A 12,414-nucleotide genomic window follows, 5' to 3' on the forward strand; every position below is an offset into this window, starting at 1 on the left:
TATGAGGAATCGCAAAGGCTCTACATTTATTGTAAATCTTTGTAAAGACGATACTCCGGAGGAGTCGCTCCTTAGGGGCGATCGCGCTTGCAGGGCAGTTCGAGGATCGCACCCTTTAGTCATGCCGCACTCCCATGAGCGATCGCTACTTCTGAGATTACTGTTTCTATCGTATTTAGATTGAAAAAGTGTAACTTATAGTGGTTTCCAATTTCAGTAAGCAGAACTTTTCGGTCTACCGATATTTGTAAATCTCTTTAGCAGGACAAGAAAGTGCAAATCAGCCGACTCACTCAACAAATACAATTCATTATCGAAATCGACAAACTAAAACAAATCCTCCGCCAAACTCTGTTGACTGATGGTTCACGTCAGGAAAATAGTGCAGAACACTCCTGGCATTTGGCAATAATGGCTGTAGTATTAGCAGAATATGCTCCAGAAGGAGTTGACTTATCCCGTGCCATCAAGATGCTGCTGATTCACGATTTGGTAGAAATTGATGCAGGTGATACCTTCTGTTATGATGTGCAGGGTAACGAAAGCAATCAAGAGCGAGAAGCTCAAGCAGCGTTGCGTCTATTTGGACTTTTGCCAGCAGATCAAGCAAGTGAGTTACGTTCTGTTTGGGAAGAGTTTGAAACACTGCAAACACCCACTGCTAAGTTTGCAGCAGCCCTAGATCGCATACAACCTTTGCTGCACAACCAGCAAACTCAAGGGGGTACTTGGCGCATTCATAGTGTTACACGCGATCAGGTGATGAAACGGGTAGCGCCTGTGGAGACGGGAACACCAGAACTTTGGTCTTTTGTGCAGCAACTGATTGAAGATTGTATAGCAGCTGGTTATCTTAAAGATGCTCCTGCAAGTACTCCAGCAAAATGACACATCTCAAAAAGACAAGGGGGGCGGTATAACGCCCCTTCAAGAATTACACTGTGCCAGATTTGGGCTGCCCCAAGCTTGGGGAATAACTTTTTCTAGACGAGATTTCTCAAAACGACTGATCGCAAATAAATCCTTTGACTGGTTTGCAAACATCTCAGTTGGATCGCCGATTGTAAGTGCTGCCAAATATCCGGCTTCTGCAACTATTTTCTTGACCCTGGAATCATAGTTACCGTAAGGATAAGTAAAATAAATAATAGAACGATTTAATTGAGCTTCAAGTATCTGCTTAGATTCCACAACTTCTTTGTAAAGCTGTTGATCTGATATTTTTGTGAGGGCAGGATGAGTTCTGCTATGGGAAGATATTGTAATGAGTGGGTCATTAGCCATAATTCTTAATTGTTCCCAAGTCACATGAGTACGACCAGCATTAACTCCTACACCGCTCGTATGAATAGCAAAAACAGCCGGATAACCATATTTTTTTAATAGAGGATAAGCATATTCATAGTGCCCACCATAACCATCATCAAAAGTCAACAAGATAGGTTTTTTTGGTAATGGGCTTCCTGTTCGCAAGTGAGCAAAAAGTCGATTTAAGCTAATAGGAGTCATCTGAGTCGATTTAATCAGTTCAAAATGTTTCTCTAATTCTTGGGGTGTTATATCATAAATGACTTTCTTGTTTGAGATAATATCGTGATACATAATTACAGGTACTTTAGCTTTCTTTGCAGCTTGGTGTATTGTTGGTAAAGGCTCGGCGGGTATTGATAACACTTTGTCATCTGCAAAAGTCTTAAATAATATTTTTGAACCAGATAATACTTGATTGCCTATAGGCTCAAGTTGCCTAGCTATATTTTGAGACTGGCTACATAATTGTTGATTATTGGGCTGTTTTAAGGAAACTTTTATAATTCGTGATGTCTGAAAGTGCAGACTTTCAAATTCATTTGCAATCACCCGGTATGAACCAAAAAACCAAATACAAACTGTGGACAAAAACGCAATTCCTATGACACGAAACTTTCTCTGATTTTTTGGCACCATTTTTTGATAAGAATTCAGAATTATTCGTAATTATGTTTTTTGACGCACAAAAGTAGGTATAAAATCAGTTTCGTCCAATGCCCTACCTCGGTTTATAATGTTAAGGGTGGACTTACATCTAGTAGTGGTTCCTCAGCGTTGTAGGAAAGTGGCGCATTCCTTGGAGTTTTCGTGAAGCTTGCCCCTGCCCAACAGGTATTTGAGCCAATAGCGCCTAACTAGCTCAAAATTGCTTCCCACTCAGACTCAGAGAGTGGTTGCACTTTGAACTCCATACCAAAACAATCTTCAGCAGCAGCAATTAAAGCGGCAATAATCTTCTCAATATCTAAGTTCTGGGGAAAATGGACAGGAGAAAAAGATTCTGTACCAAATACTTGAGTAAATAACTCAGCTGAAGGGTGCAAACGCATAGAACCATGTTGTAAAATAGTTCCACCTCGTCGCAGTTGCGCGCTACCGATCAGTTTAGTACCATCTGGCAAAATTAAATCTGCACCAGTTGCAGTGCCAAAACAGTTGGGGTTGTGGATGTAACCGCGTCCAGCTGTACCGTATTGTAATTCTATGCCGAGCGATCGCCACCCCTGAATCAAAAACTCACAAATTTTTTGGTACACCTGAACGCGACTCCCCACAATTCCAGATGTGACATCAGATGTGACAACAGCGTAGGTTAAATCACCTTGATGTAACACTGCACGTCCTCCTGTAGGACGCCGCACTAAATCCACTTTCTCACCTTGCCAAACCAGATGCTGCCAATGTTCAGGATATTTATGTTGATGGTAGCCTAAAGAAATGGCAGGTGGCGACCAAGTGTAAAATCGCAAAGCAGGAGGATGTCCCGACTGATGCTGTTTTAACAACCAGCTGTCAATCGCCATCTGCACATCACCAGAGGCTTCTAGCAACGGAATGAATCGCCACACTACAGTCAAGCCACACCAAATTCAGATTGTAATATTTCGTCGTTGTTATCGGCGATCGTTGCCACGATAGTAATTAAGCGGGAAGCCTCACCAGCAGACAAATCTGCCAGAGTGCGTGTTGCAAGTACGACAACTTGGTTTTCAATGAAGGCGAAACGCGATTCAAAGGTGCTAGATGCATTCATCTCTAACAACTGTCGCATTAACTTAGGTTCATCTTTGGCAGGTAATTTGAGCACTGCAGACCAAACTGTTAAAGTATCTTCATCAGTTCTTCCAGTCAGTTGGACATACACTTCCACTGTGCCGTACTTGAACTTCCAACGGTAACCACCTTCTGAAGGCTGACTCACCATTGCGCTGTCATCTTGTTCTAGCGTGTCGATAACGTTTTCGATGATCTCCACATAGTTAATGTCGTTTGTTTCTTCGATAATCTCATTGATGAGTTCATCAGTGGATGTGGATTCACTCTCAAGCGTTTCTGGATTGGATTGGTAGCTTGTCATACAGATTTTTGTCTCAACAGCATAATTGTTTCATCTAGACTACTTTATAGCTTGTGTGCCTGATCATTTTAAGCTCCTTAAGTAGTCAAGGGGAATATTACGAAAATTTGCGATACATTCTAACAATAGCGAGGATGTCTCAATTTATGTCTGTTGTTTCCCAAGCTGCCCAAAGTCATGCCCAAAGTTTTGGAAAATCCCCAGAAGCAGGGTTATGAGTTGAATCGTGCTTTGGTGAGTGTACAAAGGTTGATGAGAAGTCAGGTTGAGCCAAGGTAATTTAATATAACAGAAAAGTAAGGATTCAGGTCTAAACTTGAGTGACCTGAATCCTTACAATAATTTAAAAAACAAGAATAATTTTGAATTTCAATTTTTACTCGCCCCAAGAACAACAGGCACAAGAAAAGAAAAGCCTAACGGTGAAATGCCGTACCAACCTACAAACAGTTAACAAGTCCAAGACGCAGAACTTCCCTTGTGAAGTCACATGAATATCCAATAGAGGCGTCGGCAAGAAACTTACCTGTTTGAGCCTGCTTAGTAACTCCATAGCCACCAAGAATCTCAAGTGCTGTTTGGGCGTTTTTAATTGCCACATCCACAGCAAAAGTCTTAGCTGCTGGTGCCTTCACCATTCCAGCGAGTTGGAGGTTAGTGTCTGCAGTATTTGCTGCCTCCCATACCGTTAATCGCGCAGCCTGGGTATTTATCATCATATCAGCAAGTTTCAAGGCGACTGACTGATGCTGGATAATTGGACGCCCCCAGCTAACCCGCTTTTTGGCATAATCTAAAGCATACTCATATGCAGCGCGAGCCAAACCAACGTAGCAAGCCGCAAGTCCAATAGCCACTTCAGGAAGCAACATGAGAAGTTTTGCCCCCTCCCCCTCTTTGCCAAGAAGATTCTCTGTAGGTACTCGCACGTTGTCAAGATGAATTTCTGCATGATGAGAAGGTTTCCAACCAATCATCTCGGTTCTGTTACCAAATTTCAGACCGGGGGTATTTGCTGGAATGTAGAATATAGACATACTCTCGCCCAAAGGCTTATCGAGAGCGGTGCGTGCAATGATGAAATATGCATCTGCAATCCCAGCATTTGTGACTAACGATGACTTTTTCCCGTTGAGGATGTATGCATCACCATCGCGTTGTGCAAAGGTCTTAAGTCCGATGTTAGGATCTGGTATTGGACAAAACAAATCTGAGGTGGCGACGTTTGGCTCACTTTCTGCAGCACTATACAAGTGAGGTTCCCCGGAACGAACATGCGACAATATTCGCTTTTGCTGTTCACTCGTTCCAGCCCTAGTCACGAAAAGGGACATTGCAGCAGTCAGATTAAAGTAACTAGACGCAATACTGACATCAACTGCACCTAGTTCTTCGAGAACCAAAACCAGATCTACGCACTTTCCACCCAAACCACCGTACTCTTTTGGGAGTAATAATGACGTGAATCCTAGTTCAGTTCCTTTGCGGAACAGACTCTGACAGAAATCCCAAGGTTCTATTTCTGGATTATCAGATTCCTCGATGATTTGAACAATTGGTTTAATTTCTGTTTGGGCAAACTCAAGCGCTTTCGACTGCAACATCCGCTGTTCAAGAGTGAGGCTGAAGTCAATCATGATTTATTTTTTCCTTCATCATTGGATGTTCTTGACGCCATAGGTTAGTAGTCTGCCAACCAAAACTTGGGTGTGGGTTGGGGAAAGGGTAAAAAAAAATAAGACATCTTTCTCCTTTACCCTGACAAGTTTCCTGAGCAAAACACTAGGAGCAATTTGGGATTAACTTTCCATATGGCTCTAGCTAACTATCATATAGCCCTTGAGATGGTAGAAAAATCTTGCCTATAACTCGATAATTTTAGTTTCATATGTTATTTTTCAGTCTTGTAACTCTTACTAGATAAAGTTTTCAGTCTTTGTCGCCTAACTTCAAAACATGGCAATTTAGATAAAAAGATGTCAAAATTACATATAAAAAAATCAACTCCTCATCTCCACTCGCCCTGCAAAGTGAACGCCGCCCAATATGAAGGTTTATTCATATTCAATTTCGAGTCTTGCAACAGTTTCAGTTGTGCGGCACGTAAAGCAGCACTAGGTGACTTTCCTTGCTGTAAGATTTGCTTATAAAATTCCTGCATCAATTGTGATGTGCCCTCGTCATCAACTTTCCACAGAGACACAGCCACCCTTTCACTTACTGCATATATCAAGCCTCTTGTCAACCCCACTAATCCTTCACCATTGACATCCTTGCCCAATCAGGTTTCGCAGGCACTCAGTACGACTAAATCAGCGGAAAAATGGAGGTTGAAGATATCACCCAACTGCAGATAACCTTGAATCGGTTTACCAGCTTTGTCTACAAGCGAGAGAACAATTCCTGATAATTCTGGGTTGTTGGGATCTGCAAAGCCGTGGGTGGCAAAATGCAGGAACCGATATTGCGAGAGTTGTTTGTTAGTTGCCCAATTGTAGTTAGCGTCAAAATTAAAGGCTTCCAGGTGATTTGATGTTGGTACAAGTTTCAATATAGCCTTTGCCTCTTGAGCTGTAGCTGGAAGTCGCCCCCACCCGTTGCGGTTGAAATTTCTTGCTGCTTGCTTAAGGGCAGACTGTTGTAGTTGACTCCTCAAATCCAGTTCAGGACCAAGTCCCTTTGGTTTGCCAGTCAGGCGATCGTCATCTGCTGCGAATACGGGATCTGCTAAGATGGCGAGAGTTTTGGGTGCGGTTTTGCGTCCTTTGAGTTCTTGTCTTTGAAAGGCAATGGTTGATGCTGAAGGTAGATTGACTATTTCATGGTTGACGATTAAAGGTTGATAATTGGAAGAAGCAGGTGATTTTCCTGATTCAGTTAATGCGGCAAAGGGAATCGATTGCAAAGGTATTTAGGCATTTGCCCTGAATACTTTGAGGACTAAATTAATCTTTCAATAGGAGATAATATAGCTCACCTTTATTAACAATAGAACCAGCGCGCTCGCCAGCTTGTTTGCCAACACCGATATAGTAATCAACTCTACCCGGAGTTTTGATTGCACCTCCTGTATCTTGGTCGAGAACGTAACGACTGACAAGACGCTGTTCAATTTTCCCTTGATTGATGAAAGGGAAGGGAGCGCGAATAATAGCTAATGCACCGGGAGGCATTAAGGATTTATCTGTGGCAATTGACCTTTCGGGGGTGACTGGAACGTTAAGAATGCCAATAGTTGGGGCGTTTTTTGTATCTTTAAAGAAGATAAATCTGGGGTTACGAGGTAAGTAAATATTTTGGCTGGCGGGATTTTTTTCTAAATAGTTAATAACCTTTTCTAAAGTAATTCCTTCTTTATCTAATTTCCCATCTTTAATTAATTCCTTACCTAAACTAACATAATCATGTTCGGTATTTCCAGCATAGTTAATTGTGGTTTTAGTTCCATCTGCAAATTGTAAAACGGCAGAACCTTGAACTTGGGCAATAAAAGCATCTAACCGCGATTTTAACCAAAATAATTCCAAACCTTTGAGCTTACCCTTATCAGCTTGTAAAGCGTCTGACCCTTCTAATTCTAAACGGGTGGGATGTGGTTTACTCCAGGTGGAAAAATCCTCAGGTAAGCGGTAGATAGGATAACGATATTCGGCGGTTGGCTTGCGACTTGCCTGGTAAATGGGTTTGTAATAACCTGTGAAAACAATAGTTCCTTGGTTATCGGTACCAATAGATTTGTAAAAGACAAATTCTTTGTTGACACTGGCTTGTAATTCTTGGGAATTTTGGGAATTACTGACTAATTCTCGAAATCTTTTCAGGCTTTTTTCTACTCTTTTATTGGTAATTTCGGGAGGAGTATAGTTCTCATAAGCTGTTTTGGCTTCTGAAGTTTTTAGATAATTTAAACTATTGTCAATGGCTTGAATTAAATTTTGTTTATCTCTAGGGTTGCCCCAGATTTGATTATCGAGAAAATAATTTTTATCTGGTGGTAATGATGTTTGTAGAGATAGAGGTTTCGCTGTAGGGATTGCTGGGGTTTCTGTGGCTTTTGGTGTTTGATTGTTTGGAATGATTGGTTGTGGCTGGTTACAAGCTAATAAGGGTAAACAGTAAAGAGAAATTGTCAGAATCAATCTTGCTAATTTATTTTTCTGCTGAAATTGCATAGTTTGATAATTTTTAGGAAATTAACATTCTATACTTCTCCCAGCTACATCAATATAAGTGTGTAGATTTATTACATATATTTTGATTCTTACGTAATTAAATTAGTGCTTTCTTTACTTTACAAGGTGTCCCCGGACTACAGGTATCTCGGCAGACCCCCCTTATGGTTTACATACAAGAATCTTTCTTTTCTCTCTCGGAATAAAAGAAACAATACGAATCTTTCGTTTCAAAACTTAACCCCCTTGGGATACACCCGTGGGGGTTAATAAAAAGTAACTCGTTATTGAAAAGCTATTTTTTAGCGATCATACGATAGTAATGATGCTCAATCTTGCTCTAAAGTTGCGATCACCCTTTGGGTGGCTCCCTGCTGGAGCATCGCCTGCTGCAATTCACTAATAAATTCAGGTTCAGTTGTTTTAGTTAGCAGTTCCTTCAGTGCTGCCAAGTGAGCCATTTTCAAGGCTTGTTCTCCCGGAACTTTGATATCGGGTTCCACACCTGTTCCTTCCCAATTTCTTTGTGTGATTGGATTGACGGAGCGACCTGTGGGAATAAATACATCAAAATGATCGCTTAGAAGCAGAAAGTCACCGGGGTGCGCTCCTCCACCTGTTACTTCACCAACGATGGTGGCGCGTTTGAGTTGCTTTAAATTATTAGCAAATTCTTCTGCGGCTGAAAAACTAAAGGAACTGGTCAACACATAAACATCTTTATCGAGATATCTTTGTCCAGGAACATAGGGCAGTGTCCAGTACTGTTGAACCCGCTCATAATAGACTCCGTTCGCATCTTGTTCTCGCCAGTGTAAATTATTGAGATGCACAAGTTGATGATCGAATAAATAGGTTGAAATCAGGGCAACTGTATCGGGTGAACCACCGCCATTCTGTCGTAAATCGATGATTAAAGCTTCGGTGTTACTCAAAAAATTCATAGCTGCGATCGCCGTTTCTCCAGACAGTTCTGGTGGGACAAATGCCCGCAAATCAAGATAGCCAATATTGCCTGCTAACCGTTCAACTTTATAAAACCCAAAATTTTGCCATCTGGCATAGCGGCGTTTTCTTTGTTGCTCCTCTGGTGCTGTTGGCTTTCCTTGCTCATTAAGCGAAGGCAATGGTTTATAGCTGTAAAACACTTGCAGATGCCGATCAGAGCTAATTGTTTGCATTTGTTGAGTCAAAACTTCTGCTAATTTGATCGCGCTTGTGATGTCAGCATAATTTCCATTTTGCAAGTGAGTCCTGAACTGGGATTTCATTCTTTGAGCCACTTCTGGGAAAATATATTTATCCAGAAATGAAATCAGAGTTTCGATAATCTGCACTCCTACTTTGGGGTCAATTGCCAAATCCGGTTGAGCCAAATCCGGTTTTTGAGAAAAAAGTTGTTCTAAAGGCATGAAGATAGACATGGATTGAGTGTGTTCAAGATTAGGGACTTCCAAGCAATAAAATCACCCAAACAAGAATGATAATCACTCTTGTTTGGGGGTAAGTAGTAAATAGGACTTACGCATTGACAAATACTCTCAATTGTGTGATCAAATCAAGGTAGAACCAATCCACATTTCATCTGTTAAAAAGAGAAAGGATAAAAGTTCCCAAAAAGTCGCTCTTCGTAAGGTTTTGAAAAACGACCATATTGACCGATGCTACCAGTTGTTGACCGAGCGCTGTTCAGGATACCTCTAAAAAACACGAGAGTGCGAGCGCTCGGCCACCCTTCGGGTTCGCAGTCGCTACAACGGGGGGAACCCGTAAGGGTTTAAGTTGCCCAAGCAATCAAAACACACATATTTTGTGCGATTCAAGCATTTGTTGGTTTAGAAAAAATGCGCTCTCAAAATATAATTTCTAATTGGTATGGATTGCAACGAAATTTATTCACTTTAGTCTTGCGTGATTATATTGTAGAAAATCTTACCAATACTTGTGCTGCTTAGCATTCATGAATAGGATTTTTTGTCAATGCGTAAGTCCTAATTATTTAGTTATCTTCAAATAAATTCTGCAAAACTTATTGTTATTTTATGGGTAATGTCACTTAAATTTATTTTGGTTTCGTTTTTTGCAACCAATGGAGAGAGTAGGGGATTTTCTGGAAGGTTGATCTCTGGTTCCCATGCTCCGCGTGGGAATGCCAAAAAGGAGGCTCTGCCTCTCAATTATATTGATGCAAGAGCCAGGGAACGAGAAAAAGTCGGATTTTCTGGAAGGGATAGGACACGCTCCGCGATGCTGCCTTTGGAAGCCGCTCTTTAGGCGATAAGCGTTTGCGTAGCGCGCCCTATGCCTGCGGCACGGCTACGCCTATCGGCGCTAGCTTGCTGCCAAAGGCAGATCGCAGCATTCACCTCTACTGGCTGGTAACTCGTCTACGCATCTGTTAAAATATAGTCAAAATGTCTAAAATAGTCAAAAACAACTTTTATTATGCACATCTACACTCTCACAGATGCTCGCAACAAACATGGTGAAGTTTTTGACAAGGCTACTGTTGAACCAGTTTTACTAACAAAGCAATCACGACCTAGCCATGTCATTATGTCAGCAGAAAGCTACGAGCAATTGATTAATCGACTGACACAATTGGAGGATATGCTTTTAGGTCAAGCTGCCAAAGCTGCTCTTAGTCAATCAAAAATGGTTGGTACAGAGACTTTTACATCTGCACTGGAGCGTTTAGCTGATGGCGAGACTTGATGGCTTAGCAACTGTTCTTGATTTTCTCAATGGTTTGCAGTTGAAAATTTTAACTGTAGGTTGGGTTGAACGGAGTGAAACCCAACATAATGCTCAGATGTTGGGTTTCGTTCCTCAACCCAACCTACGAAAATCTATCGAGTAGATAGTGGTGAGTATCGGATTGTTTACAGGTTTTTTCCAGAGCAGGATTTAGTAGAAATCATTTTAGTAGGCAAGCGTAATGATGATGATGTGTACAAACGATTAAAGCGTTTATTAGGGTAACTTAATTCGTCTTTTGAAATCACAAATATTGCGTCATGATAAAGTGGTGCGTTACAAAAAGCGCTAACGCACCCTACAATTAACTTCAAATTCAAACTTTCGCAGCCGTAACGCTTGGAATACTAACCTTCAACCGCTTAAACATTGCTTCTCGCGCTTCCAAGGCTAAGGTATTATCCATGTGTGGCAAAGTGATCGGCTGTTGATACTTCAACCGCAACGCTGTTTGAATCAGCCAGTCAGCGACAAAGGGGTTCTTTGGTAACAGGGGACCGTGAGAATATGTCGCGATCGCATTCTGATAAAATGCTCCTTCTGTCCCATCCTCGCCATTGTTACCTAAACCGTGCACTACGCGTCCGAGTGCTTCCACTTTTCCTAGTTTGGTGCGTCCGCCATGATTTTCAAAACCAATCAAATAAGCTTTGCTACCTGTCATCTCTTCCAAGTCCCGCGCCAGACGAGTTGCTGTCACTTCTATGACCAAATTCCCAATACAGCGGCGGACATTTTCCACTGGATGCACGGACACCAGATCTAATATGCCTAAACCTTGAATACGCTCTCCAAAACCTGGTTCATAATAATGTCCTAACAACTGGGGTGAACCACAGGTAAACACACCAGGAGTTCCATTTTCAATTTTTTCGCGCATTGCTTCCGCTTTAGCACCTTGCAAATCGCGCATGACAATTTCTTGCTGACGATCTTGTGCACCACCACCAACAATCACATCTACTGAACGAATATCAGCAGCTGTCGCGCTTTGATCTAATGGTAAAACTTTGACACTGTATCCCCGCCATTGACTTCGCCGTTCTATACAGATGACATTACCCCTGTCACCGTACGTACTCATCAGCTTTGGATACAGCCAACCAATTGTTAATTCATACTGTTGATAACTCATAATTTCTAACTATTTGCAGCGTCTCTACAATTCATAACTTTTCCCTACTACAGTCGGAAAATCCGGTGCATATAAAAATCTGGTTTAGTGAGGGAACAGGGAACACTTCGACCCTGAGTCCTGAGCCTGCGGCACGGCTTTACGACAAAGCTCAGGGCAGCGCAAGCTCAGTGCATCGCCGGGAATAAGGAATAGGGAATCGAGAACAGTAAATATAGCAATCCTATTTGATTTGTGACAATTGCGCATCCTCCGGTCTGTTCGCGTAGCGTGCTCCTTCGGAAATAGCACAGAATACGTTGCTGCGCAACTGTTCCTCGGGGGTTTTTAGCCTATCTCTTATAAAGTCATGATTTCGGAATCTTAAGCAAGCAGTTGACCTTGGGAACATCCAAGAGTAAAGATAATAAGGATTAGACCTCTTGCCGAAGTCCGAGGCGACTTTGATGTTGCCATACCCCTGTTTATCTCTTTCTTGATTGGAAGGACAAGCAGGCAAGGACTATAGCTAATCATTGAATAATAAAGCCTGCAAGGGCAGGCTTTGTTTGTCTAGTAGCTACAGAGGCGTAAATGTGGCGTGTCTGGTGCAAACTAACTACCAACAGCAATAAAATGTGCAAGCAGTCTACTTTTCAAAAAAGCAAGTTCAGTGAGGGATGGCTGTGGAGACACTTATGGAACAAAAACTAAGTGTAAATACTAATATGAAAATTGGCGATCGCGTCCGCGTTAAAGAATCCGTCATAGTCTACCATCATAATGAGCATCGCGGTCAACCTTTTGACATCAAAGGCACAGAAGGTGAAGTGATAAGTATAATTAATCAATGGCAAGGTAGACCTGTCAGTGCTAATTTACCGATTTATGTCCAATTTAGTAAAAAATTTAAGGCTCACTTGCGTGAAGCAGAGTTAGAAGTTATCTAACTTATTTGTGGTCAACGACTGCATTTAGTGAGT

General features: G+C 41.7%; 12 protein-coding genes and 3 pseudogenes. 7 read left to right on the forward strand and 8 right to left on the reverse strand.

Annotated elements, in window-relative coordinates; translation table 11 throughout:
* The first annotated feature begins 1 nt into the window (after position 1).
* Both AC5590_RS17495 and AC5590_RS17500 read left to right on the forward strand, forming a co-directional pair.
* On the forward strand, positions 2-184 hold the full coding sequence (locus tag AC5590_RS17495) for a hypothetical protein (protein WP_169264800.1): 183 nt from the start codon (positions 2-4) through the stop codon (positions 182-184).
* A gap of 89 nt (positions 185-273) precedes the next feature.
* Positions 274-888, forward strand: a complete 615-nt coding sequence (locus AC5590_RS17500; RefSeq protein ID WP_169264801.1) for an HD domain-containing protein — start codon at positions 274-276, stop codon at positions 886-888.
* A 39-nt stretch (positions 889-927) separates the two neighbouring features.
* On the opposite strand, the gene AC5590_RS17505 is transcribed toward AC5590_RS17500, so the two are convergent.
* The 7 genes and pseudogenes from AC5590_RS17505 to AC5590_RS17535 all read right to left on the reverse strand — a co-directional run bounded on the left by AC5590_RS17505 (position 928) and on the right by AC5590_RS17535 (position 8,984).
* Complete coding sequence (locus tag AC5590_RS17505; protein WP_169264802.1) at positions 928-1,947, reverse strand: polysaccharide deacetylase family protein; 1,020 nt, start codon at positions 1,945-1,947, stop codon at positions 928-930.
* 218 nt (positions 1,948-2,165) lie between these two features.
* Positions 2,166-2,834: a lipoyl protein ligase domain-containing protein gene (locus AC5590_RS17510; protein WP_169264833.1), complete on the reverse strand. Its 669-nt coding sequence runs from the start codon at positions 2,832-2,834 to the stop codon at positions 2,166-2,168.
* A 50-nt stretch (positions 2,835-2,884) separates the two neighbouring features.
* Positions 2,885-3,388, reverse strand: a complete 504-nt coding sequence (locus tag AC5590_RS17515; RefSeq protein ID WP_169264803.1) for a YbjN domain-containing protein — start codon at positions 3,386-3,388, stop codon at positions 2,885-2,887.
* A gap of 440 nt (positions 3,389-3,828) precedes the next feature.
* A complete protein-coding gene (locus tag AC5590_RS17520) occupies positions 3,829-5,025 on the reverse strand; it encodes an acyl-CoA dehydrogenase family protein (protein ID WP_169264804.1) in 1,197 nt (398 codons plus the stop codon).
* A gap of 371 nt (positions 5,026-5,396) precedes the next feature.
* A pseudogene (locus AC5590_RS17525) lies at positions 5,397-6,293 on the reverse strand (CHAT domain-containing protein).
* A 40-nt stretch (positions 6,294-6,333) separates the two neighbouring features.
* Positions 6,334-7,560 carry a murein transglycosylase A gene (gene mltA, locus AC5590_RS17530; protein WP_171976519.1) on the reverse strand — a complete coding sequence of 409 codons (1,227 nt, stop codon included), beginning with the start codon at positions 7,558-7,560 and terminating at the stop codon, positions 6,334-6,336.
* Positions 7,561-7,889: 329 nt separating this feature from the next.
* Positions 7,890-8,984 carry a S41 family peptidase gene (locus tag AC5590_RS17535; protein ID WP_169264805.1) on the reverse strand — a complete coding sequence of 365 codons (1,095 nt, stop codon included), beginning with the start codon at positions 8,982-8,984 and terminating at the stop codon, positions 7,890-7,892.
* A 360-nt stretch (positions 8,985-9,344) separates the two neighbouring features.
* Between AC5590_RS17535 and AC5590_RS17540 the strand changes: the two are divergent.
* From AC5590_RS17540 to AC5590_RS17555, 4 genes and pseudogenes are all read left to right on the forward strand, one after another.
* Positions 9,345-9,515, forward strand: a pseudogene (locus AC5590_RS17540) (IS701 family transposase); the annotation flags it as partial.
* 490 nt (positions 9,516-10,005) lie between these two features.
* On the forward strand, positions 10,006-10,275 hold the full coding sequence (locus AC5590_RS17545) for a type II toxin-antitoxin system Phd/YefM family antitoxin (protein ID WP_169264806.1): 270 nt from the start codon (positions 10,006-10,008) through the stop codon (positions 10,273-10,275).
* On the forward strand, positions 10,262-10,420 hold the full coding sequence (locus AC5590_RS17550; protein WP_248277213.1) for a hypothetical protein: 159 nt from the start codon (positions 10,262-10,264) through the stop codon (positions 10,418-10,420). Before AC5590_RS17545 ends, AC5590_RS17550 begins: the two co-directional genes overlap by 14 nt.
* Positions 10,408-10,542, forward strand: a pseudogene (locus AC5590_RS17555) (type II toxin-antitoxin system RelE family toxin); the annotation flags it as partial. The gene AC5590_RS17550 and the pseudogene AC5590_RS17555, both read left to right, overlap by 13 nt.
* Before the next feature lie 91 nt (positions 10,543-10,633).
* Here the strand turns inward: AC5590_RS17555 and AC5590_RS17560 are convergent.
* Positions 10,634-11,452 (reverse strand): type 1 glutamine amidotransferase, encoded by an 819-nt coding sequence (locus AC5590_RS17560; protein WP_169264807.1) that lies wholly within the window; start codon positions 11,450-11,452, stop codon positions 10,634-10,636.
* A gap of 659 nt (positions 11,453-12,111) precedes the next feature.
* On the opposite strand from AC5590_RS17560, the gene AC5590_RS17565 reads away from it, so the two are divergent.
* A complete protein-coding gene (locus AC5590_RS17565) occupies positions 12,112-12,381 on the forward strand; it encodes a ferredoxin-thioredoxin reductase variable chain (RefSeq protein ID WP_169264808.1) in 270 nt (89 codons plus the stop codon).
* The last annotated feature ends 33 nt before the right edge of the window (positions 12,382-12,414 follow it).

It is taken from the genome of Brasilonema octagenarum UFV-OR1 (assembly GCF_963888615.1).
Classification (GTDB): Bacteria; Cyanobacteriota; Cyanobacteriia; order Cyanobacteriales; family Nostocaceae; genus Brasilonema; species Brasilonema sennae.